22 protein-coding genes and 1 pseudogene are annotated in these 23,525 nt (G+C 59.1%); 13 read left to right on the forward strand and 10 right to left on the reverse strand.

All coding sequences use genetic code 11. The annotated features are described in order from the left end of the window. Positions 1-30: 30 nt before the first annotated feature. The 7 genes from PHU01S_RS02955 to PHU01S_RS25565 all read right to left on the reverse strand — a co-directional run bounded on the left by PHU01S_RS02955 (position 31) and on the right by PHU01S_RS25565 (position 6,227). A complete protein-coding gene (locus PHU01S_RS02955) occupies positions 31-411 on the reverse strand; it encodes a cupredoxin domain-containing protein (protein ID WP_048748152.1) in 381 nt (126 codons plus the stop codon). A gap of 157 nt (positions 412-568) precedes the next feature. Beyond that, positions 569-961, reverse strand: a complete 393-nt coding sequence (locus PHU01S_RS02960) for a phage holin family protein (protein ID WP_049867060.1) — start codon at positions 959-961, stop codon at positions 569-571. Between the two features lie 93 nt (positions 962-1,054). Further along, positions 1,055-2,209 (reverse strand): Ger(x)C family spore germination protein, encoded by a 1,155-nt coding sequence (locus PHU01S_RS02965; RefSeq protein WP_127506040.1) that lies wholly within the window; start codon positions 2,207-2,209, stop codon positions 1,055-1,057. Next, a complete protein-coding gene (locus PHU01S_RS02970) occupies positions 2,209-3,702 on the reverse strand; it encodes a spore germination protein (RefSeq protein ID WP_084781199.1) in 1,494 nt (497 codons plus the stop codon). The genes PHU01S_RS02965 and PHU01S_RS02970 overlap by 1 nt, the downstream gene beginning before the upstream one ends. Beyond that, the gene (locus PHU01S_RS02975; RefSeq protein WP_021880361.1) at positions 3,699-4,832 is read right to left on the reverse strand and encodes a GerAB/ArcD/ProY family transporter; all 1,134 of its coding nucleotides are present in this window, start codon (positions 4,830-4,832) and stop codon (positions 3,699-3,701) included. The genes PHU01S_RS02970 and PHU01S_RS02975 overlap by 4 nt, the downstream gene beginning before the upstream one ends. Before the next feature lie 368 nt (positions 4,833-5,200). Beyond that, positions 5,201-5,986: an SDR family NAD(P)-dependent oxidoreductase gene (locus tag PHU01S_RS02980; RefSeq protein WP_127506042.1), complete on the reverse strand. Its 786-nt coding sequence runs from the start codon at positions 5,984-5,986 to the stop codon at positions 5,201-5,203. Between the two features lie 94 nt (positions 5,987-6,080). After that, complete coding sequence (locus tag PHU01S_RS25565) at positions 6,081-6,227, reverse strand: hypothetical protein (RefSeq protein WP_164762954.1); 147 nt, start codon at positions 6,225-6,227, stop codon at positions 6,081-6,083. A 235-nt stretch (positions 6,228-6,462) separates the two neighbouring features. On the opposite strand from PHU01S_RS25565, the gene fabV reads away from it, so the two are divergent. After that, complete coding sequence (gene fabV / locus PHU01S_RS02985) at positions 6,463-7,653, forward strand: enoyl-ACP reductase FabV (RefSeq protein WP_048748156.1); 1,191 nt, start codon at positions 6,463-6,465, stop codon at positions 7,651-7,653. A gap of 36 nt (positions 7,654-7,689) precedes the next feature. Here the strand turns inward: fabV and PHU01S_RS02990 are convergent, their stop codons facing one another. After that, positions 7,690-9,432: a methyl-accepting chemotaxis protein gene (locus PHU01S_RS02990; protein WP_049867056.1), complete on the reverse strand. Its 1,743-nt coding sequence runs from the start codon at positions 9,430-9,432 to the stop codon at positions 7,690-7,692. 248 nt (positions 9,433-9,680) lie between these two features. On the opposite strand from PHU01S_RS02990, the gene PHU01S_RS02995 reads away from it, so the two are divergent. The 3 genes from PHU01S_RS02995 (at position 9,681) to PHU01S_RS03005 (ending at position 12,756) form a co-directional block, all read left to right on the forward strand. Further along, a complete protein-coding gene (locus PHU01S_RS02995) occupies positions 9,681-10,679 on the forward strand; it encodes an ABC transporter substrate-binding protein (protein WP_127506044.1) in 999 nt (332 codons plus the stop codon). 62 nt (positions 10,680-10,741) lie between these two features. Further along, on the forward strand, positions 10,742-11,752 hold the full coding sequence (locus PHU01S_RS03000; RefSeq protein WP_127506046.1) for a FecCD family ABC transporter permease: 1,011 nt from the start codon (positions 10,742-10,744) through the stop codon (positions 11,750-11,752). After that, positions 11,749-12,756 (forward strand): FecCD family ABC transporter permease, encoded by a 1,008-nt coding sequence (locus PHU01S_RS03005; protein ID WP_127506048.1) that lies wholly within the window; start codon positions 11,749-11,751, stop codon positions 12,754-12,756. Before PHU01S_RS03000 ends, PHU01S_RS03005 begins: the two co-directional genes overlap by 4 nt. Before the next feature lie 70 nt (positions 12,757-12,826). Here the strand turns inward: PHU01S_RS03005 and PHU01S_RS03010 are convergent, their stop codons facing one another. Then, positions 12,827-13,498, reverse strand: a complete 672-nt coding sequence (locus PHU01S_RS03010; RefSeq protein WP_127506050.1) for an MBL fold metallo-hydrolase — start codon at positions 13,496-13,498, stop codon at positions 12,827-12,829. After that, the gene (locus PHU01S_RS03015) at positions 13,495-14,922 is read right to left on the reverse strand and encodes an MFS transporter (RefSeq protein WP_307721772.1); all 1,428 of its coding nucleotides are present in this window, start codon (positions 14,920-14,922) and stop codon (positions 13,495-13,497) included. Before PHU01S_RS03015 ends, PHU01S_RS03010 begins: the two co-directional genes overlap by 4 nt. Positions 14,923-15,169: 247 nt before the next feature. Between PHU01S_RS03015 and PHU01S_RS03020 the strand changes: the two genes are divergently transcribed. From PHU01S_RS03020 to PHU01S_RS03055, 9 genes and pseudogenes are all read left to right on the forward strand, one after another. Continuing rightward, positions 15,170-15,757 (forward strand): TetR/AcrR family transcriptional regulator, encoded by a 588-nt coding sequence (locus PHU01S_RS03020; RefSeq protein WP_246029126.1) that lies wholly within the window; start codon positions 15,170-15,172, stop codon positions 15,755-15,757. A gap of 134 nt (positions 15,758-15,891) precedes the next feature. After that, the gene (locus tag PHU01S_RS03025) at positions 15,892-17,217 is read left to right on the forward strand and encodes an MFS transporter (protein WP_127506295.1); all 1,326 of its coding nucleotides are present in this window, start codon (positions 15,892-15,894) and stop codon (positions 17,215-17,217) included. 350 nt (positions 17,218-17,567) lie between these two features. Then, positions 17,568-17,687, forward strand: a pseudogene (locus tag PHU01S_RS27065) (TetR/AcrR family transcriptional regulator); the annotation flags it as partial. A gap of 6 nt (positions 17,688-17,693) precedes the next feature. Continuing rightward, positions 17,694-18,107, forward strand: coding sequence for a hypothetical protein (locus PHU01S_RS03030; RefSeq protein WP_048748162.1), 414 nt, complete (start codon positions 17,694-17,696; stop codon positions 18,105-18,107). Between the two features lie 38 nt (positions 18,108-18,145). Continuing rightward, positions 18,146-19,135 (forward strand): aldo/keto reductase, encoded by a 990-nt coding sequence (locus PHU01S_RS03035; RefSeq protein WP_048748175.1) that lies wholly within the window; start codon positions 18,146-18,148, stop codon positions 19,133-19,135. Between the two features lie 177 nt (positions 19,136-19,312). Then, on the forward strand, positions 19,313-19,615 hold the full coding sequence (locus PHU01S_RS03040; protein WP_048748163.1) for an ArsR/SmtB family transcription factor: 303 nt from the start codon (positions 19,313-19,315) through the stop codon (positions 19,613-19,615). 29 nt (positions 19,616-19,644) lie between these two features. Next, positions 19,645-21,036, forward strand: a complete 1,392-nt coding sequence (locus PHU01S_RS03045; RefSeq protein WP_049867050.1) for an aldehyde dehydrogenase — start codon at positions 19,645-19,647, stop codon at positions 21,034-21,036. Positions 21,037-21,291: 255 nt separating this feature from the next. After that, positions 21,292-21,990 (forward strand): response regulator transcription factor, encoded by a 699-nt coding sequence (locus tag PHU01S_RS03050; RefSeq protein ID WP_049867049.1) that lies wholly within the window; start codon positions 21,292-21,294, stop codon positions 21,988-21,990. A gap of 22 nt (positions 21,991-22,012) precedes the next feature. Beyond that, the gene (locus PHU01S_RS03055) at positions 22,013-23,440 is read left to right on the forward strand and encodes a sensor histidine kinase (protein WP_049867048.1); all 1,428 of its coding nucleotides are present in this window, start codon (positions 22,013-22,015) and stop codon (positions 23,438-23,440) included. Positions 23,441-23,525: the final 85 nt, after the last annotated feature.

The following is a 23,525-nucleotide window of genomic DNA, read 5'->3' on the forward strand; positions in this document are numbered from 1 at the left end:
TTAAGGAGAAACGCTTTTCCCATCTGCATGCTACTCGACGACGAGCTCGGATACCATGTTCGCATGTCCGGTTCCGCACATGACGGAACAGTGCATTTTGTAGCGGCCCGGCTTGTCGAAGGTAACTTCCTGCTCCATCTTGTCGCCTTGCAGGTCGATGCCGAAGTCCTCGATGGCAAGGCCGTGCATGCCGCTCTTGTTGTGCAGGACGAGCTTGTACTTCTGGCCGGCCTTGACTTTGTATTCCTTCTGGTCGAACACGAAGTCCTGCGATGCGGTTACCTTCAGCAGCTCGACGCCCTCGGGCAGTCCGGCGCTTTCGTCCTTCGGAGGCAGCGGAAGTCCGAGCGTCAGCATGTACAGACCCAGCAGGGCTGCGATAATCAGCATTGTCGACATTACGTATTTCATGCGTTCCTTGCTCCCCTTCATGCTTAGATGAGATGCCCATATTTGACCATGACTGCTTCTATAATACCTAAGAACAGGAAATGATCACAAGCTTTAACCGTTTTCAATTTTATTTTATCCCGAAATGTTTGACAGATTCATGAACATTCCGTGGCGATCATGAATCTTTTTTGCGGAAGATTTCAATGAAAGCCTTGATCCTTCCCGGCAGCGGCAAGCCGATCCGGCCGTAATTCTCCGTGATGGACAACAGCTCGTTGCCCGTATAAAAGAAGATCGCAGCCGTCATGACGGCGTTGCCTCCCATAAGCTCGTCTATCCGGTGCGCGATGAGGATGACGAGCAGCGTCAGTCCCTTGCGGGCCAGCCCCCACCAGCCGACGAGGCTGCTCAGACGCCTGCCTTCGCTCAGCGAGGCCGCCATTCCGGAAATATAATCGACCGCCATGCAGACGAGCAGCAGCGTCAGCGATTGATGCCAGGCGCCGAACGCAAACCCGATCATGGAGCCGATGATCGCAACAAGCGAGCCCGTGGAAGAATCTTTCATTCCTGCTCCCCCCTCTATCAGCATTTGATAGATTATCCTATGCCGATAACAGGGGGATGCGATGGTTGTCCGCCTTTTTACCGCTGGCCAGGCTCAGGTCAGATCGAATTTGCCGGTGTGGACCAGGTCGAAATGAACGTCGACCTTCAGCTCGCCGGGAATCGGGATCCATTCGCCGGCTTTGGTCAGCTGCTTCCACAGCTTGTTGTGATTCCGGTAGAGGAATTCTTCCAGCTGCAGGATGTCGACGTGCTTGCTGCAGCCGATCGCGAACGTCCGCTCGATTTCAGCCTTTATCTTCTGTTCGACCTGACGGGATATTTCCCGCTCCGTCATCGGGCCCGTCAGCTCGATCAGATGGCCCTTCGCGCGGATATCCAGCTTGATCTCGGGATTCTGGCCCGCTTGCACGAGACGGTAGGCAGGCTTGGAGGAAGTGATGTTCAAGGTTGCGATATTCTCTTGCCGCCCTCCGTCCTTGCCCGAATTCAACCCGGTGTAGATATAATGCTGCTGGAAGGTCGGATCGATCCAGCGCATGCCGCCGATTTCATCGACATCCATGAACGGCTTCGCTTTTTTCAGATAGAAGGGGACGATGCCCTCATACTGCTGGACCAAAAGCTTCTTCTCCGATTCCTGCCAGTCGCTGGCATTGGTTCCGATGACGGGAAGCACCGCCGTGAACCCCGGTTCTTCCATCGCCTTGACAAGCTCCTGCATCGTAACCGGGCGGATCAGGCTGTTTTGGTTGAACTGGATCTTGGGGTTGTACATGATGCTCAGCAGAGGCGAGCGGCCGAAAAAGGTGTCGGTGTTGAACAGCTTCTCGAACGGCTCTCTAGTGACGAATACGAGCGAAGTGTACCGGGAAGCCCTTTGCCGGTTGTTGGCATCCAGGATATCCTCCATGCGGGACAGCGCCCGTTCTTGAACGACCAGCACCTTCATATGGTCCAGGTTGACCTCGAACTGCGACGACTTCTGCAGATCGCCCAATGCGGTGAGCATCGTCTTTCCTTTTCCATTGCCGACCCATACGGTAGTCCCGTTTGTACTCATCGGATCCTGGGATTTGGCGACCGAGCTCATCTGCATGAGCTGCACGGTCATCCTGTACTGGCCGTCCGCATAATCGATCCCCAGCGCCGTCACATAGCCTTGATCGGTCAGGTCGACTTCATCCCAGCATCCAGCGGTCAGCAGAGACAAGGCGGCAAGCACGGCAAGCAGCAGCACGGCCCTCATCAGAATCGGCCTCCCTTTCTCCGCCGCTTGACCCAAGGCAGCTGCAGGAATGCCTGCGGCATCAGCCTGAACCTCATCGTAGCGAGGGGAGCCATATAAGGCCTTCCGAACGATTCCAGCGAGCACAGGTGGATGACGATCGCGAACATCGAGAGGAAAAAGCCGAGCATGCCCATGAACGAGACCATGACCAGCACGAGCAGCCGCAGCACTGTGACCGTCCCGTTGAGCGTCTGGTTCACAAGGGCGAACGTGGACACGGCCGTCACGGCCGCGACGACCAGCATCGTGGGCGAAGTGAGCCCGGCGTCGATCGCCGCATTGCCGACGATCAGCCCCCCTACGACCGACACGGTCTGGCCGACCGCCCGCGGGAGCCTGACCCCTGCTTCCCGGAACAGCTCGAACATGAGCAGCATGAGGAACATCTCCATGGTGGTCGATACCGGGAGGCCGTTCCGGGACGTGGAAATGGTCGCGAGCAGGTTGAAGGGAATCTGATCGGTATTGAAGGAGCAGAGAGCGATCCAGAAGCCCGGCAGGAAGATGCTGAAAAAAAGCCCCAAGAAACGCAAGAGCCTCTCTAAGGAAACATAAAAATAAGGCATATGCAGATCTTCGGGAGACTTGACGAGGAAGGCCAGATCGGTTGGCCCCATGATGACCGCAGGATTGCCGTTGACGATGACGATGAACCGCCCCGACATAAGCGAGGAGGCGGCATAATCGGGACGGCCGGTGTAGGTCGTCAGAGGGAACAGCGTAAAGCGCTTGTCGGAAATCAGGGATTCGATCTGGGTGCTGCTGTCGATGGAAACGACGTTCTTCGCGATCTCCTGCAGCCTGCGCCTCGCTTCGGCGATCATCTCCTCGTCCGCGAGACTGGCCATATACATCAGGGCGACCTGGGTTCCCGATCTGGAACCGATCGTCATGATCTCGCACTGGAGATCAGGCGTCTTGAGACGGCGGCGGACCAAGCTGATGTTGACGTTGACGCTTTCCACAAAGCCGTCCCTCGGTCCTTTGAGCGACACCTCCATGACGGATTCGTCGGGCTGCCGCTCCGTCAGGTTCCCGATGAAGGAGGCGTAGATTCTGGCCCCTTCGTCCAGCACGATCAGGACGGCGCCGCTGAACAGCATTTCAAAAAGATCCTGGCCGGCGTCCGACTCGTCGCTGATCATCATGAGATTGGTGTCGGAGCCCTCCTTCAGCCTGCCTCCGTCCGTCTGGAGAGCGGGCAGCAGAGACTGCTGGAGCAAGGAAGTATCCACCATCTGGGTGCAGTAGAATAAAGTCGCGGGAAAGTGCTCTCCGTTTTCGAGAATGAAGCTGGTCTCGATATGGACGACATCCTGGCAGCCTTCGAGCTTTTCCTGCAGCTGCCGCAGCGTCCATTTGGAGCCGGAGGCTGCGGCAGTCCCGTCGTCGGCAGACGACGAGGACGTCCTGCTTTGGGAATAGGCACTATTCTGGGTCTGCTGGCTCATGACGGCCCTCCATTTCCTTCCGCTGGCATCCCGGCCGCAGAGGTTTTCTTGTCGCTGCTGCGCGCGTCCATGACCGTCAGCAGCCAGATGATCATGCTGATGGCGACGACGGCAGCACCCGCGATGGGAAAGTAATACATCATGATTTTACGGTAAAGCACCATATTGTCGCTGATTGCCTGACACAAAGGAACGAGCAGGACCAGCAGGACGATCGCGAATCCCCACTTTTTGCCCTTTGAACGAAGGGACAGCATGTCGGCCATGAGGAACAGCGACAGCGACAGCCGAATCATCGCTCCGGATATCCATTGGTAAATGGCGAAGAAATCCAGATGCTCGATGAACTTGCCGATCTGGACGAGCCTCCACTGGGAAAAGGCCGGGTACCTCATCTTCTCCGCTTCGACCGGCCCGAACTGGGTAATGGCTCCCGTCAGCGGCCCCAGCGTCAGGAGCGACAGGATCGTCATCAGCACGAACATGTGGATCCATTTGAACTTTTTCTTCAGATGATGCTGATAGAGGACGAGCGTATAGAGCTCCACCAGCGCGCAGACGCTGAGCAGCGCCCCGTACCACACGGGAGTCCAGCCATGCTCCAGATACGGCTTCAGATAGGAATAGTCCTTATGGGGCAGATTCGCCGTCATGACGAAGTCTCCGAGAAGCAAGACAAACGGGAGCAGAACGGCCGAGGCGTAGGCGATCGTCCGGAGGCCGGTGCCAACCGCATACAAGACAATGAGGATAATGGCGCTTGAAATGACCCAGGTCGGCGTCTTGGGCAGGTAGGTCGTCTTCGACCATGAGATCGTGTCGACCAGCGTATTGAGCGTAATTCCGAACAGCATGACGGCGAGCGGGAATTTGAGCGTCCAGGAGCCGGCTCTGCCCATAACCCTCTCCAGCATGGACTTCAAGGATCCGTTCAGCCGCTTCATCGTGCCGTATACGGGAAAGCTGACCCATAAAACGGCGATGATCCAAGCGATCACCGGACACATCCAGCTGTCCCGCTTGGCGGTGTGCAGAATAAGAGGCACGATGAGGACATGGTTGACGAGGCCGACAGACAGGATTTGGATCATGACAGCCGGCAGCAGGCCGAACAAATTCGTTTTTTTCATCTCCGCACCTCTTTCGAGGTTAGATTATCCCTCTGGCGGAAACTTTATCCACTGAAGCCTGGAGCCCCTCTGCTACAGCCATTGTCCGCGGATCGCAGTGGGCCGAATTAGTCCCCGGGGAAAAGAAAAAAGCCGCCCCCGGCTGGAGGCGGCTGAAAAACAAGCGAAAGGCGCGGAATCGTTCTGGAGAAACGAATGGGGTCGCCTTTGTCACCGGATTTCGACCGCAACAATGGCAAGGATCAGAGAAATTCGGGGACAACGGCGATCGGAAGAATGATCCGCGAACGCAGAAGACAGCTTTTTCAGCGGCCTCCCCTGCTGGCCCCACTTCTTGCGCGTCGGCATTCAGGTACGGGTGCGGCCGCTTATTCGATGTAGATCATTTTGCGGGTCATGCCCCCGTCGACCGTCACATTCGTACCCGTGACGAAATCGTTGTCCGGATCGGTCAAGTAGAAGCAGGCCCGGACGACATCCTCCGGACGTCCTACCCTTCCCGCCGGATGCTGCCTGTGGTCGGCTTCGCTCAGCTTGGCCGTGCTGCCGGTCTCGATCCAGCCCGGGCTCACGGAATTGACCCGGATGGCTTCCCCGCCGAGCGACAACGCCAAGGCGTGCGTAAGCGACAGGATCCCTCCCTTGGAGGCGGCGTACGCTTCGGAGGAAGGCTCCGACATGAACGCGCGCGTCGAGGCCATATTGACGATGGAGCCTCCCCGGCCGTCCTCCTTCATCAGGAGGGCCGCAGCGCGGCTGCAGAGGAAGGTGCCGCGCAGGTTGCTGTTCAGCACCTCGTCCCATTCCTCCACCTTCAGCTCCCAGATGGACTTGAAGGCGCTGATGCCGGCATTGTTGATCAGAATGTCGACTCTTCCATACCTTTCCTTGATGCCTGCGAACAAAGCGGCGATGTCCTCAGGCTTGCCGAGATCGGCCGTCCATGCCGAGCAGCTTCCTCCGCTTGCCCGGATCAGAGACGCGGTTTCATCGGCGCCGGCCCGATTTCGGTCGACAAGCACGGCATCCGCGCCTTCCGCAGCGTATCCCAGCGCGACTGCACGTCCGATTCCGGAGCCGGCTCCGGTCACGACGACCGTCTTTCCTTTGAATCTCACCCTGCATCCTCCCCTTTCGGCGTTCCTGCCTATCATACTTTACCTTGGGGAGCCGCCGTCAAACCTGCAAAAAAGCCGGACCCGGCTTCCGCCCGGTCCGGCCCCCATTCACGCTTGGCGCTTGCCCCGGTCAGCCTGTCGAAGGGCTGTTCGGCACATGGCCTTTCTGGTTCCTGTTCTCGTTCGTGGAAGCGGCAAGATTGTTCTCGGCTTCCTTGCTCCGCTCCGCGTATCCTTTCTGCTTGTCCTCGAACGAATGCTTTTTGTTGCGCGACATGGCTCATGCCTCCTTTCTCGCCTGGACCTGCACCCGCTCCGCTGGCAGGCGGCCCGACAGCGGCACGGCCTGCAGACAGCCGGACTGGCAGGCGGCCAGCCAGGCAGCGAAGCCTGCTTAGAATGCCCATGCCGGACGGAAGTCATGACGGCGTCGGCCCTTTTGTTTCCCTTTTGGCGCCAAACTCGTTAAAATATAGACCGTATTCATTATCGGCACAGAGAGGAAGCGTTCCATGATCATCAAACCAAGAACCCGCGGCTTCATCTGCACGACAGCCCATCCGGAAGGCTGCGCCAAACAGGTCCAGGAGCAGATCGACTACATACAAAGCCAGCCGAAGTGGGAAGGCCCCAAGCGCGTGCTCGTGCTCGGCGCTTCGACCGGATATGGCCTGTCTGCCCGCATCGCCGCCGCATTCGGAGCCGGCGCCGACACGATCGGCGTCTTCCGCCCGAGCGCCGCTACCGACAAGCGCACCGCGTCCGCCGGCTGGTACAACTCGGCCGCATTCGAGCGCAAGGCGGCCGAGGCTGGACTGAAGTCCATCAGCGTGACGGGAGACGCCTTCACCGACGAGACGAAGGACCGCGTCCTTGACGCCATCGCCAAGGAATTCGGCCAGGTGGATCTCGTCGTCTACAGCGTCGCGGCTCCCCGCCGTACCGATCCCGATACGGGAGAGACGTTCAACTCGGTGCTGAAGCCGATCGGCGCTCCTTACAGCAACAAAACCGTCAACTTCCATACCGGCGAAGTGACCGACGTGACGATCGAGCCGGCCGAAGGCGACGACATCGCCCAGACGGTAGCCGTCATGGGCGGAGCCGACTGGCAGCGCTGGATCGACCGGCTGCAGGCTGCCGGCCTGCTCGCCGAAGGCGCGGTGACAATCGCCTATTCCTATATCGGTTCGGAAATCACGCAGGCCATCTACCGCGACGGCACGATCGGGCAGGCCAAGGACGACCTGGAAGCGACGGCGCTGCGCCTCGGAGATCAGCTCTCCCCGATCGGCGGCCGCGCTTACGTTTCGGTCAGCAAGGCGCTCGTGACGCAGTCGAGCTCGGCGATTCCCGTCGTTCCCCTCTACGTCTCGGCTCTCTACAAGATCATGAAGGAGAAGGGCCTGCACGAGAATACGATCCAGCAGTCCCACCGCCTCTTCGCCGACCGCCTCTACCATCCGGCCGGCACGCCGGTCGACGAGAAGGGCCGCATCCGCATCGACGACTGGGAGCTGCGAGCGGACGTGCAGGAGGAAGTGGATGCCGTCTGGAACCGCGTCGACACCGATTCCATCTACAGCCTGACGGATCTCGAAGGCTACCGCCGCGAATTTTTCCAGCTGTTCGGATTCGAGACGGAAGGCGTCGATTACGACCAGGATGTCGACCCCCAGGTCGAGATTCCGGGCGCCAAATAAGAACAAAAAAACGCCTGCGAAGGCGTTTTTTTTCATTTACGACTGAGAATGGGAATCCTCGTCTTCAAGAACGAAAACGCTGATCTCCCCAAACAGACGGCCCGACAGGTCATGGATATCTCCCGCCTGGCCCGCGATTCCCCGGATCGCCTCATGCTGCTCCGTGCTCAAGGCGCTCATCCGCTCCACTCCCGCTGCGGTCTGCCCGGCTATGGCGGCGACGCTGCGGACCGCTTCGGCCAGCTCCTCGTTGCTGCTGCGCGTGCGCTGCACCTGGCCGTGGACATGATGGATGCGGGTGCCGATGTCTTCCATGGAACGGCTGATGGATTCGAAGGCGTCGAGCGTGACCGCGACCTGTCCTTCCTGCTCGTCAAGTCCGCGCTTCGTCTCCAGCATGGACTCCCGGAAGCTCGCCATCCCTTCCTGGAGCCTTTCGATCAAGCCACCGATATGGAAGGTCGACTGCTTCGTCTGGGACGCCAGCTGGCGGACCTCCTCCGCGATGACGGCGAAGCCTCTGCCGTGGACGCCGGCTTGGGCCGCTTCGATAGAGGCATTCAAGGCCAGAATTTGCGTCTGGGCCGATATCTGCGCGATCAGCCGCGTCACGCCGGTAATTTCCTCCGACTGGCGGCTCAACGTATCCAGCTGCCTGTACATCCCCTCGATCGATTCGCCGGAGCGTCTCGCCGAACCGCCCAGCTCTCCCATCGCCGACAGCCCGTTGCCGATATTGGCGCCGGACTGCTTCCTTGCCGACATGACGGCGTCCATCGCCTCCAGCATCTCATCGAGCTCATGCTCGAGCCGCCCGATAAGCAGGGCGCTGTGCTCCGACAATCCGGACTGCTGCTGCGCACCGGCGGAAATCTCCCCGATGGAAACGAGAATGTCCTCGTTGGCCTTGGCCGTCACGCCGGCAGAGGAGCGGAACGACTCGGAGTAGTCCGTCATCGAGGCGGCCACTCCGCGCGTCTGGCCCAGCATGCTGCGGACCTTGGACACCATATCGTCGAAGTGCCGGCTAAGCTCGCCGAGCTCGTCCCGTCTGCGGGAATTGATCCGCACGCGCATATCCCCGGCCGCCAGCGCCGCGACCGCCTTCTGCAGCCGGTTGACCGAGGAGGCGAACGAGCGGATCAGGAAGAAGGCGACCAGAACCGTGAACAGGAGGACGATGCCGAGTCCGTACAGGGCGGCATCCGATGTCTGGCTGAGCAGCTCGAACGACCGCTCCTGGGCCGACCGCGCGTTCCGGTCTGCTGCCGCTCCCAGCCGCGAGGTGATGTCGAGCATGTTCTGGCTTTCCGCCGACGCTTTCGTATGGAGCTGATCGACTTTTTCGAGGACGGCGAGCGGATCCATGTCGGGATCGTCGAGAGCCTCGACCATGCCGGCAAAATCCTTCTCGTACTCGCCGACCTTGCTTTTCAGATTGGATAGATCCTCCGCAGCCGTTCCTCCTTCCGGAAACGACAGCTTGTCCAGCTCCTTGTGCAGGGCCGCGCTCATCGTCCCGAACGGCTTGGCCGTATCCGTGTCGCTCGTCTGCTTCAGCTGGCTCTCGGCCGCGTTCATTTCCTGCAGGAACTGATTGATCTTGGCCGTCGTGATCCGCTTCTCCATCTCCGTCTTCAGCTGCGTCATGGAATTCCTGACGCCGCCCTGCATGCCGTCCTGATAAAGGACCGCCGCCAGGAAAAAGAGGGCAATAAAGAGGAAGCTTGCCGCCAGCTTCATTTTCATGGACCTTGCAACCGCGCTTATCTTCTTCATCTCGTCAGCCCCCGCATGATGCCAATTTATGCTAGTTCCGCATCTATCCTAGCAGAGGAAAGTTAACGAACATGAGGATTTTCATTAACTCCCTGTTAACGTTGGGACTTCCGGAGAAGGACTTCAGTCCTGCCTCGATCGGTTGTTTATGCTCGTTATTTCGTATTGACAACCTCCTCCCGCTCGTTTTATAGTGGGAAACGAACTAATACTGATAATCATTATCAATTAAAAAGGGGAGTTCATAGTTGAAAAAGCTTCTAGTTCCTGCCCTGCTGGCCCTGGTCCTTGTCCTGAGCGCATGCGGCAGCACAACCTCGGAAAATGCAGGCAGCGGCAATGCAGGCAGCGCCAATACAGGCAGCGCCAACGCCGGAGCCGCTCAAAACACCGCCTCCGGAACGGAAACTGCGGCCGGGCCGGCAGCGACAGGAACGATTACATATCAATCGGAAAATGGTCCCGTCGAAGTGCCTGCCAATCCGCAGCGGGTCGTCGTCCTCGCCTCCTATACAGGCAACGTGATTGCGCTCGGGGTCAACCTGGTCGGCGTGGACAGCTGGTCCAAAGACAATCCCCGCTTCCAGGATAAGCTAGCAGGCGCTCAGGAAGTCAGCGCGGACAGCCTGGAGAAGATCGTGGAGCTGAACCCCGATCTCATCATCGCGGCGTCGACGGACAAGAACATCGACAAGCTCAAGGAAATCGCTCCTACCGTCACGTTCACCTACAACAAGGTCGACTACCTGACCCAGCATCTGGAGATCGGCAAGCTGCTGAACAAGGAAAAAGAAGCCCAGGCCTGGATCGACGACTTCAAAGCGCGCTCCAAGGCTGCCGGCGAGGAGATCCGGGCGAAGATCGGAGAGGACGCGACCGTCTCGGTCACCGAGAACTTCGACAAGCAGATCTACGTATTCGGAGACGCATGGGGACGCGGAACGGAGATCCTCTACCAGGAAATGAAGCTGAAGATGCCGCAAAAGGTCATCGACAACGCGCTCAAGGAAGGCTATTACGCCTTGTCGATCGAGGTGCTCCCGGAATTCGCCGGCGATTATATGATCGTCAGCAAAAACCCGGACACCGACAACTCCTACCAGGAATCCGCAACGTACAAAAACATTCCGGCCGTCAAAAACAACCGGGTGTTCGAAGCCAACGCCAAAGAATTCTACTTCAACGACCCGGTTTCGCTCGAATACCAGCTTGAATTCTTCAAGCAGCATTTCCTCGGAAACGAATGAAAGCCGGAAGGAACTCTATCTGGAGTTCCTTTCCTCTATTTCGGGTAAAGGAATGATCATCGATGTCCAGTCCAATCCGCCGCAGGCTTCCCTTCGGGTATAAGCTTGCCGCCTCCCTGCTTGTCCTTGCCGCCGCCTTCCTCGCCTCGATGCTGCTCGGAGCGGCCGACATCGGCTTCCGCGAAGTTTGGCTGGCCATGACCTCCAGCGAAACGAGCAAAAACATCCTGCTCATCCGCGAATTCCGCCTGCCCCGCGAGCTGGCCGCGCTTGCCGTAGGAGCCGCGCTCGCCGTATCCGGCGCCGTCATGCAGGGAATGACCCGCAATCCGCTCGCGGATCCGGGCCTGCTGGGACTGACGGCCGGAGCCAACGCGATGCTGGCCATCACGATCGCCTTGTTCCCTCAGGCCGGCTACTTCGGCATCATGCTGAGCTGCTTCGCCGGAGCCTCCTTCGGCGCGCTCGTCGTCTTCGGAATCGGGGCCGTGCAGAAGGGCGGCTTCTCGCCTCTGCGCATCGTGCTTGCGGGAGCGGCCGTATCGGCTCTTCTCTACGCGGTCGCCGAGGCGGTCGGCCTTTATTTCAAAATATCGCAGCAAGTATCTCTGTGGAACTCCGGCGGCGTCATCGGCACGACCTGGAAGCAGCTCGGCGCGATTACGCCTTTCATCGCCGCCGGCATCGTGCTGGCGCTGCTGTTCTCCAGACATCTGACGATCATGAGCCTGAATGAGGACGTGGCGACCGGGCTCGGCCAGAACATCGCCCGGATCAAAATGCTGCTGTACGTCGTCGTCATCATCCTGGCCGGCGCGTCGGTCGCCCTGGTGGGCAACCTGGCGTTCCTCGGGCTGCTCGTGCCGCATATCGCGAGAAAGATCGTCGGACCCGACTACCGGTTCGTCATCCCGATATCGGCTGCAGGAGGAGGAGCGCTCATGCTGGTTGCCGATACGCTCGGCCGTACGATCAACGCTCCGTACGAAACATCGATTACGGCCATCGTGGCCATGATCGGCCTGCCGTTCTTCCTCTGGATCGTGAAGAAAGGAGGGCGTGCATTCCAATGATCGCCCCTTCGATTATCCGCAGGCAGCGCATCATCGTCGCTGTCCTGATCGCGCTCGCCGCAGCCGTCATGTTCATCAGCGCCGGATGGGGCTACTCCAGCCTCGGCTACAAGCGCCTGCTCCCGGTGCTGTTCGGCCACGGAACCGTCAAGGAAGATCTGATCCTCTCGATCCGGCTCCCGAGAATCTTCATTACGTTCCTGGCCGGCATGGGCCTCGCCCTCTCCGGCGCCATCCTGCAGCGGGTGACCCGCAACGATCTGGCGGATCCCGGCATTATCGGCATCAATACCGGCGCCGGCCTCGGCGTCGCGCTCTTCTTCCTGTTCGCCCCCATCGAGCCCGGCTCGTTCGTGTACTTGATCACGTTCGTCTCCTTCGCCAGCGCGATGGTCACGGCTCTGCTCATCTACCTGTTCTCCTACCGAAGAGGAGAAGGCCTCCAGCCTGTCCGGCTCGTGCTGGTCGGGGTCGGATTTTCCCTGTCCCTCTCCGGCATCATGGTCGTCATCATCTCTTCGGCCACGCGCGAGAAGGTGGACTTCATCGCCAAATGGCTCGCGGGCAGCATCTGGGGAACCGACTGGATCTTCATCTGGGCTCTCCTGCCTTGGCTCGTCATCCTGATTCCGTTCACTCTCTACAAGGCCAACCAGCTCAATCTGCTGGAGCTGAGCGAGACGGTAGCCGTCGGCATCGGCCTGCCCGTGAACCGGGAGCGGGTCAAGCTGCTCATCGCCGCCGTCGCCTTGGCGGCCTCCTCGGTCGCTGTCACCGGCGGCATTTCCTTCATCGGGCTGATGGCGCCGCATATCGCCAAGACGCTTGTCGGGCCGCGCAACCAGCTGTCGCTGCCGATCGCCATCCTTACCGGCGGCGTGCTGCTGATGGCGGCCGACATGATCGGCCGCAACATGGCCGATCCGGCCGGCATCCCGGCCGGAACCGTGGCCGCGTTCATCGGAGCCCCTTACTTCATCTATCTTCTGCTCAAAAAAGCCTGATTCATGAAAAACGGGACGGTCCGAATGGACCGTCCCGACCGCGAAGCCGCCCGGATGCATCCGGGCGGCTTTAGTTGTTGTCTCCTGCATATGGCTTCATCAGGTCATCCCACTGATCCGCAGGCTGGAGGACGGTATCTCCGTGGCAAACTTCCAGCTTGGCCGGACGCAGCTCCTTGAGGATGGCGCTGCTGCGCATCGCCTCGTCCGGATCCGGCGTGAACCTGGCTTGGAGAACTTTGCCCTTCCGCGAGTTGAACAAGTCCCCCGCCAGCAGGACATCATCGCCTTCATGATAATAAACGACATGGCCGGGCGAGTGGCCGGGCGTGAAATACGGCTTCAACTCTCCGATTGGCGCCAGTGCTCCCGATGCCTCTTCGGGCAGCGCTGTCAGCGTGCCTTCAGGGACGCCGGCCGAAACCTTGTCTTTTTTCGGATAAGGCGTCCGCCCCTCGGCATAAGGAATTTCCCGGCTATGGGCGTATACGGGAACTTGCTTCGCTTCGAGAAGCTTCTTGAGCGAGCCGACATGGTCGGCATGGCCATGCGTCAGCAGAATCCGCTGCAGCGGACCCGCCTGAAGCCCGTCCAGCAGGCGGGTGATGTTCTTCGCCATCCACGGCACGCCCGCATCCACCAAGGTCACGCCGTCCTTGCCGACGACCGCCCACACATGGACCGGGATGATCATCCAGGCTTTCAAGCTCCAGATATGCTCCGACACTTGCTTGACATTCATGTCGCGGATCTCTCCTTTATCGGTTCGTACAGCTTGCAATAGACCCATGCCGCATTCAGCAGCAACAAGACGCCGGTGAGGAAAAAGACGTACCGGATGCCCAGCCACGCCGCAATCTGTCCTCCCAAAACCGATCCGGCAAACACGCCCAAATATCCGGCCGACATGGAAAAGCCGAACATCCTGCCGGTCAAGGACGGAGGCGTGATTTTCTTCAACAGCACGTTCACGGACGGCGTCAGTCCCGCCGCGGTCAGGCCGAGCAAAAACCTGAGCCCCATAAGCTCCCAGGGATCGGCAACGAACGCCTGCGGAATGAAGAGGACGCCGGCGGCAATCAAAGCGGCCAGAATGATCTTATGCGCCCCGATCCGATCGGACAGCCTGCCGAGTCTCGGAGCAGCGACAATCGTCGCCACGCCTGATGCCGAGAAGGTGATTCCGGCCATCAGGGCAATGTGCCCGCTGCCTCGGGCCAGCTCCGTCATGTAGACGGCAAGGATCGGCTCGGCGGAGTAAAGCGCCACGGTGAGGATGAAGAAGGTCACGAACAAGGTGAGCGTCAGGCCCTTCTCGGGGATCGAGCTCCATATCCCGCCCATCTCCGGCCTCCGTTTCTCTTCCCGGACAAAGGATTCCTTGACGAAAAAAGCGGTGGTGAGAAAAGCGACCAGCATCAGCGCGCCGGTAATGAAAAAGACGTATCGCAGCCCGAACGACTGCGCCATGAAACCGCCGATCATCGGGCCGAGAAGGCCTCCGGACACATTGGCGGTGGAGAGCGTTCCGAGCGCCCAGCCCGCATGCTCCCGATCCGTCTGCGCCGCGATCATCGCGGTACAGGCCGTGCTGTAGCCGGTTATGACTCCCTGCAGCAGCCGCAGTCCGATCAGGACCGGCACATTCGCCGCGAAGCCCATGCAGAAGATGACGACAGCCATGCCGAGGCTGGCCCGCAGCAGCATCGGCTTGCGCCCGACCTTGTCGGCTGCCGCGCCCCAGATCGGCGAGAAGACAGCGGATAGAATGAAGGTAACTCCGAAGGCCCATCCGGACAGCCGCGCGATCGAGGCCGAGCTGTGCACGCCCATATGCTGAATGTAGAGCGGCATGATCGGCGCGATCTGGCTCATCCCCACGCCGGTGACGAACATGCCGAACCAGCAGAAGATCATATTTCGTTTCCATAACGGCATGACCAAGACTTCCTTTCCGTCCGCCTCGCCCGGCAGAGGCTGAACCGATTCATGAATTTGCGAGAACGGATCGGATTCGCCCCTATCGGTCGCTCCCGCATAGACCGTAAACCCCTTGTTGCGCATGCTGATTTCCGGAGCTCCGCTGCGGAAGGCGAGCTTTACGAAAATTACCGGAATCCCATGGCTGCGGGCCGCCGCTATTGCCAGCTGAAAAGGCTCCGGCACTTACGTCTGGCCGGCGAAGCGGGACACGATGCCGTTCTGCATGTCCATGACCGGAAGCGCGGCGTTTGAGGATGGCTGCTGCATGTTTACTGCACCTCTTTCGTTGGTTATGATGGAAGGGTGCCTATAAACGGAGAGCTCTCCTCTTCATGTTAAGCGGAGACATCTCCGCTTGTCAATGAAGCCTTCTCTATCTGGATTGAGGATGGGATCGAAAATGAAGGATGATAAAATACCAGCCCCTCGAATGGAAAGACGGGACGCCGCCGAGAACCGGCTGCGGATATTGGATGCCGCCCAGCGGCTGTTCGACGGGCACGGAGTCGAGAATGTCAGCATGAACCAGATCGCCATCGAAGCCGGAATCGGGCCCGGAACGCTGTACCGCCGCTACCGCAACAAGAGCGAGCTGTGTCTCGATCTCATCAAGGATACGGTGGTGCTCTTGTTCGAAGAAATGGAGGCTTTCCTCGAGCTTCATGCTTCCGCTCCTCCAAGGGAGCGGCTTCAAGGGGTTCTCGCTCTCTTTTTGAGGTTCAGGGAAAAGAAGGTCCAGCTTCTCGCCGGCGTGGAAAATCCCGCTTCCTCCGGAAGAGGCTTTCAAGCCAGAGCGGCGAGTCCTCTCTACGAGGAGCTCCATGGGCTGCTGGTCAGGCTGCTCGATGAAATGGCGGCCGCAGGGCAGCATCAGCCCGACAGCATCTTCACCGCCGATCTGCTGCTGACCGCACTGAGCAGCGATTTCTATCTGTTCCAAAAGAAGACAAGGGGCATGTCGTCGGAAACGTTCCTGGAACAGCTGTTCCTCTCGTTTCTAGGAGTGAATGCAGGGTGAAGCGAGCTGGCGGAGAATAAGACTTCCTTCTAAAATAGGATATACGAAATCAGTATAGAAAACCTGGAAAGGAATCCTTGACCTTGTCATCCGCTTCCGCATCATCGCCGCAGCCCGTCAACGATCGTCTGATCATGACGGTATGGACCTGCGGCCTCTTTATCGTCATCATGAACACCACCATGTTCAATGTCTCCATGCCGAGCATCATCCGGGATCTCCATATTACGGCGGATCTCGCTTCCTGGATCATCTCCGGCTACTCGATCGGATATGCCCTCTCGACCGTGATCTACAGCCGGCTCTCGGATTCCGTGCCGCTCCGGCGGCTGCTCGTCATCGGCCTGACCGTGCTCGGCATCGCCTCGATGACCGGATTGTTCGCCCGCAGCTTCGCGATCCTGCTCGCCGCGAGGCTGCTGCAATCGGCCGGCGCGGGCGTCATGGCCGGCCTCGGCCTGATCATCGCCGGACGTTATGTGCCGGCTAACCGCAGAGGCAGCGCCATTGCGATGATTTCGGCAGGCAGCGCGATGGCCTTCGGGATGGGTCCCATCGTCGGCGGCCTGATTACGGAATACTGGGGCTGGAACGGCTTGTTCGGCTTCACCTGCCTCGTGCTGCTCGTCGTGCCCTTCCTGCTCCGGCTGCTGCCGAAGGACGCCCCGCCCTCCAGCGGCTTCGACGCGGCCGGAGCGGCTCTCACCGTCATCAACGCGCTGTCGCTGCTGCTCGCAATCACGAGGCTCTCGCCGTGGTGGCTTGCCGTCAGCCTGCTCTCGCTGATCGTCCATGTATGGCATATCCGCCGCAGCCGGTCCCCCTTCCTCAATTCCGGACTGCTGAAAAACCGGAGCTACCGCAAGCTGCTGGCCGTCGGCTGGTGCGTGCTCGTCATGAACCTCGGCAATCTGTTCCTGATGCCGCTCGCCCTGGCCGATCTGTACGGGCGCTCTCCGCTGGCGATCGGCCTCACGATCGCTCCGGGAGCGGTCCTGTCCGCGATTCTGACGCCGTTCGTCGGCCGCTGGATCGACCGCTTCGGCAACCGGCTGTTCCTGCTCATCGGGCATGGCGTGCTGGCCGGGGTGCTGCTTGCCCAGATGCTCGGCGTGTCCCGTTCCGCCGCCTTCATCCTGTGCGGCTATCTGCTGTTCTCGCCGGCCATATCGGCCTCGACCGCATCGCTGAACAACGAGACGTCGCAGCTGCTGCCGAGAGAATCCCTCGGCTCGGGGATGGGCTTCATGCAGCTGATGCAGTTTTTCGGAGGCTCGGTCTCCACCGCCGTATGCGGCCTGCTGCTGCATCATTATTCCGCTCTGCCCGCTGCCGACAGCTATTCCAAGGTTTATGCCGTCCTGCTGGGAGTCAGCCTGATTTCCTCGGCCGTGCTGGCCTGGTACTGCCTTGCGTCCAGGCAGCCTCGCGGCGGAGAAGGCACAGCCGGAGCCGTATGACGAATTCGATGGAAAAGAAACAAGCCCGGGAGCAATCCCGGGCTTGTTCAGCATGCCGATGAAGGCGCATCGGAAAACCGGGCTTCGAACTGGCGTGCTCCACGCTTGCGCGGCTGGGGTGTATTTCATTATCTTGACCAATAGTCATTTATCCGCATACAATGGAACCATTCGTTCTGCTCGATTGCAACGAACCGATTTTTTTTAAAAAAAGATGCTGTATGTAGAGCGACATTTAAACCGTGTACTTTGGGTCATAAATCAATACAGTCCACTTTCGGCCGAATTTACGTTGTCTGGAGCTGGTTCCGATCAACCGAGAAGAGAAAAAAAAAGCGACCCGAGACGCCATCGTCCGCTGCGCGCTGGAGCTGTTCGCCCGGCATGGATACGCGGAGACGACAGTCAACCAGATTACCGATCATGCCGGCGTAGCCAAAGGAACCTTTTTCAATTATTTTGAAAGCAAGGAAGAGGTGCTCTGCGACATTCAGCTGACGTTCGCTGCCGAGGAGCTGTCGAAGCTGGCGGAGCATCCCGGTCCGATCATTCCGCTCGTCCGCGAGTTCCTGATGGATATGTGCCGCAAGCTTCCGCCGGACCGTCCGCTCATACTCGCATTGAACCAATCGACGCTGACCAACCGGAAGCTGCTGGAGCTGGAAAAAACCAAAAACGAGCCCTTCAAGGAGATGCTCGCCGGGATTATCGCCTCCGCCCAGCTCAGAGGAGAGATCAACGCTTCCATCCCTGCCCGGATGATCGCGGATCTGGCCGTACAGACGTATGACGGCGTTCTGCTTTACTGGGGCAAGGGACTGGGAGACGATCGGCTGTCCAATCAGATGGCGATCAGCTTCGAGCTGTTTTTCAAAGGCATCGCGCCTTGAACGTGAATTCAAAACGAGAGGAACGTGATGGGATGAATATGGAGACATCGGCTCCGCGCCGCAAGCTGGGGAACTCGGATTTGATGCTTTCGCCGCTCGGGCTTGGCTGCTGGCAGTTCAGCGGGGGCAAAGGCTTGATCGGCAAGTTTTGGCCCGCGCTGCCGAAGCCGGATATCGTCGAGATCGTCCAGACGAGCCTTGCGGGAGGCATCAACTGGTTCGATACCGCCGAGGTTTACGGTGGCGGGAAATCCGAGCAGATGCTGGCGGAGGCGCTCAAGGAAACGAACAGCCCTCTGGCGGAGGAAGCCCATATTGCGACAAAATGGTGGCCGGCGTTCCGAACGGCCCGCAGCATCGGCGCGACGATCGGGGTCCGGCTGCAAATGCTCGATCACCGCACGATTCATCTTCATCAGGTGCATCAGCCGTTCTCCTTCTCGTCGGCAACAAGCGAAATGAACGAAATGGCGAAACTGGTGAAGCAGGGCAAAATCGAATATGTCGGCGTCAGCAACTTCTCCGCGGCCAAAATGCGCGAAGCGGACCGGGCGCTCAAGGAGCATGGACTTCGCCTCGTCTCCAACCAGGTCAAATACAGCCTGCTGGACCGCAGAATCGAGCAGAATGACAGCCTGGATACGGCCAAGGAGCTTGGCGTTGCGATTATCGCTTATTCGCCGCTGGAGCAAGGGCTGCTGAGCGGCAAATTCCATCGCAGCGAAGCGCTGGTTCGGGCCGTCAAGGGGCCGAGAAGGTGGAGCTCCGGCTTCCGGGCTGCCGGCCTGAAAAAATCGCTCCCGCTCATCGAGCTGCTGGAGCATACCGCCGCCAAGCATGACGCGACGCCGACCCAGGTCGCTTTGAGCTGGATGATTCATTTCCATGGCCAGACGGTGTTCGCCATTCCGGGAGCGACAAAGGTCAAGCATGCGGAGGAGAACGTCAGCGCGATGAAGCTCTCCTTGACACGGAGCGAGATCGAAGCCATCAGCGCCGCTTCGTGGGATGTGCTCAAGAAGAAATAGGCGGAAGCAAGCCCGGGAGCGATCTCGGCATGTTTGGATCGGACACCGAAATCGCTGCCCGGACCGGCTTCTCGGCGCCAGCCGCAGGTTTGGAGAACCGGGGGCACTCATGATATGATTTCATCGACCGTTCAAGTTTTTAAACCTTTGGACTATAGATAGAAGGAGGAGATTCCCATGGGCAAGCTGGCGCTTCAGCATCTGCGGGAATGCCTTCCTGTCTTTCAGACGCTGGGAGATTCCAACCGTCAGGAAATTCTGATGCTGCTGCATGAGCATGGAACCTTGACCGTGAACGAGCTGACCGACAAGCTCCGCCTCTCGAGGCCCGCCGTCTCCCACCATCTGAAGCTGCTCCTGCAGGCCGGACTCGTCGCCTGCGAGCAGCAGGGCACGCAGCGCCATTACTCCATCACCCTGGGGGCTTCCGCCGCGTTGTTGAAGAAGCTTCTCGCCGCACTGGAAGAAGACTGCCTGTAAGCCATCCTTATTGTCGAGGAGGAAGCTGGATGAATACCGTTAGCCCCCCTGATGCCGAAGCCGTTCTTCAAGAGCATCGCCGCTTCTTCGCCACCGGCGCCACTCTTCCGATCGCCTTCCGCATCGGGCAGCTTAACCGGCTTGGCGAGGCGATACGCCGGTATGAGCAGCGCCTTAGCGAGGCTCTCTACCAGGATCTGCACAAAAGCGAAACCGAAGCCTATATGTCCGAGATCGGGTACACGCTCAGCAGCCTGCGCCTGATGACGCGCAAGCTCAAGCGCTGGGCGAAGCCCGAACGGACCGGCACCCCGATATTCCAAATGCCGGCCAGCAGCCGCATCCTTCGGGAGCCGTACGGCACCGTGCTCATCATCGGCCCGTTCAACTATCCGTTCCAGCTGCTGATCGAGCCGCTGCTAGGGGCGATCGCCGCCGGCAACTGCGCCGTGCTCAAGCCTTCCGAGAATACGCCCCATGTGTCGGCTGTCATCGCGGAGCTCATCCGGGACACGTTCGACCCTTCCTATATCCGCCTGATCGAAGGCGAGAAGGAAACGACCGCAGCTCTGACGGCGGCTCCGTTCGATTACATCTTCTTCACCGGCAGCGTGCCCGTCGGCCGCATCGTCATGGAGGCCGCGGCGAAAAATCTCGTTCCCGTCACGCTGGAGCTTGGCGGCAAAAGCCCCGTCATCGTCGAGCGTACGGCCGACCTGAAAACAGCCTCGCAGCGGATTGCCTGGGGCAAGCTGATGAACGCCGGCCAGACCTGCATCGCTCCGGACTACCTGCTCGTGGACAAATCGGTCAAGCAGGAGCTGACAGCCCGGCTGAAGGAAGCCTTCACCCGCTTTTATGGAGAAGATGCCTCCGTCAGCCCGGACTTCGGCCGGATCGTGAACGCCCGCCAGTTCGACCGGCTCGCGGACGTGCTGGAGCAGGACAAGGAAACCATTCTTCACGGAGGCAAAAGAGACCGGGACTCTCTCTATATCGAGCCGACGCTGCTGGAGGCCGACTTCCACCGCTCGGCTTCCATGCGGGAGGAGCTGTTCGGCCCCCTGCTTCCCATCCTCGAGTACGAAAGCCTGGATGAAGCGATCCGTCTCATCAACAGCCGTCCCAAGCCGCTGGCTCTCTATCTGTTCACCTCCAGCAAGGAGGTGGAAGAGGAGGTGCTGGCCCGCGTGCCGTTCGGCGGAGGCAGCGTCAATGACACGATCTCCCATATCGTCAATCCCGAGCTTCCGTTCGGAGGCGTCGGCAGTTCCGGCATCGGCGCTTACCACGGGCGCCACAGCTACGAGCTGTTCTCCCACAAGAAGAGCGTCATGAAGCGCAGCACGAAGTTCAACTCCAGCTTCCTGTACCCGCCATACGGAGACAAGCTGAAGTGGATCAGGAAGATTTTGAAGTAGCGCCGCTTCGCAGGAGCCTGTGTTCTTCCCGTAAAGACGCAGGCTGCCCGTTTTCCTCGAGCTTCTCCGCTCCGGCAGGAGAGCAGGCCCGGAAAAACAGCCGATGGAGAATTTTTTAAACCTGTCCATGTCCATGAGGCAGGTTTTTTTGCTGCGCGCAGATGGCTGTCCAACCGGGCGCCGCATCGGCTACAATAAGGATATCGAGGAAAAAATTATGATCGGAATCATGCGCATGCTGAAAAGGATGGTCACATGAATAGACTTAAAAAAATTGTTATCATCGAGGATGAAAAGGATATTTCCCGCATCCTGCGGGATTATTTGACCCGCAACAGCTATGAAGCCGCCGTGGCCGGAAACGGCCGGGACGGCTTGAAGATCATCGAGCTGCTTCAGCCGGATTATGTCATTCTCGATCTCATGCTTCCCGATATGGAGGGCATCGAGCTGTGCCGCGAGATCCGGGAACGGAGCGAGGTGCCTATTCTCATTCTGAGCGCCCGCACCAGCGATACGGACAAGGTGCTCGGGCTTGGCTTCGGCGCCGATGACTATATGACAAAGCCGTTCTCGCTAAGCGAGCTTCTGGCACGCATCAACGCTTACTTCCGCCGGCATGACCGCCTGGCCGCGCCGGCCCATGATCCGGATTGGCTGCGCTTCGGAGGACTGGAGCTGGACCGCAAAGCCTATAAAGCTATGGCAGACGGGCAAGAGATCGCCTTGTCCGCCAAGGAATTCGAGCTTCTGTTCCATATGGCCAGCCACAAAAACCAGGTGTTCTCAAGAGCCCAGCTGCTGGACGCGCTGTGGGGACATGCCGCCTATGGCGATGAGAATTCAGTCACCGTCTATATCCGAAGGCTGCGGGAAAAGCTTGAGGCCGACCCTTCCAATCCCGTCTATCTCAAAACGGTATGGGGCGTCGGCTATAAATTCAGCGTCGACTAACAAATGCGTCTGGGGATGAAAAATGTCATTTCGCAACGGGTTCAAACGATGGATGGCAGCTGTCCTGCTGCTGCTTCTCCTGCTTGCCGGAAGCACCGCCTATATGGCGGCGAAGGATTTCTCCGCAGAACGGGAGCCTTCTCCCGCCCATGTCATGAATCAGGTTCGGCTGGCGGTCAATCCGCTTATGCTCTATCTCGAGCAAAACCACGAAAGAAGCGGCACCGAAGAGGCGCAGGCCGAGCTGAAGAGGCTGGCGGCCGCGAGCAAGGTGGACCTGGCCTACGCCCGATTGGACGGGACGGTTTCCTTCCGCTCGTCCGACTCCCTTCTTCCAGGAGTGGACAACGCCAACCGCGAGCTTCACTACGACCTGTATTCGGCCAAGCGGGAGTTCAAGATCGCTTTTCCGGTCTTGGACGAAATTTCGCAAAAGCAGGTCGGAAACGCCATTTACTTCCTGGCGAAGGACAGGCTCGTCCAGCCGGAATCCGCCCTTCGCCCCGCCCTTCTGCTGCTTGTCCTTGCGGTTTCTTTCCTCTCCATCGCCAGCCTGCTCTTCTACATGAGATGGAGCATAGACCGCCGCCTCCTATCTCCTCTCGTCCGGCTCAAGCGCCATGCGGAAGAAATCCGGAAAGGAAACTACGGGGAGACGGCCGCCTATCCGGAAGCGGGCGAGATGGGAGATCTCTATGCGATGTTTGACGGGATGCGGATGGAGCTCCTGCATTCGAGCATCCGGAAGAACAAGCAGGATCAGGCGCAAAAGGAACTCATCGCCAACATTTCCCATGAGATCAAAACGCCGATTACGACGATAAAAGCCTATGCGGATGCCATTCTCGAAGATGTCTGCACGGATAAGGAGACGATGCTCGACTATGTCGGCGTCATGCGGTCCCATATCGATAAGATGGGCCGGCTGACGGAGGATCTCCTCCTTCATGCCCTGCGCGATCTGGGACGGATCGCTGTGGAGCCCAGGGAGCAATACAGCCGGGACGTATTCCGCCGGATGCTGACGCCTATCGGCCATTATGTGCGGACAAGCGGCCTGTCCTATGTAGAGCCGGAGAATATGCCCAATGTGCTGATCGGGATCGATGCCGTCCGCATCGAGCAGGTCATTTCCAATCTTGTCTTCAATTCCATCAAGAACTCCTCTCCCGGCGACACGATTCAAGTGGATGCAGGACTGGAGGCAGGCAAGCTGAAAATCACCGTGTCCGACACGGGCAGAGGCATTCTGCCCCAGGACATGCCCTTTATCCTGGAGCGTTATTACCGGGGTCAACCCCCTTCAGACAGCGGTATGATTCCCCAAACAGGGACCGGAATCGGCCTTTCCATCTGCAAGACGATTGTCGAGGCCCACGGCGGCTCCCTCTCCTTCGCCAGCAAGCAGGGCCAAGGAACGGCCTTTTCCTTCACTTTGCCCTTGTCGTGATCGGCTCTGTAATATTTCCGCAATAAGTTGATAAGCTTTCTAAAAGATCCGGGAGGTACACTCCTTATCATAGACAATCCGGGAG

The sequence above is a fragment of the Paenibacillus humicus NBRC 102415 genome, assembly GCF_004000905.1.
GTDB classification, from domain to species: domain Bacteria; phylum Bacillota; class Bacilli; order Paenibacillales; family Paenibacillaceae; genus Paenibacillus_O; species Paenibacillus_O humicus.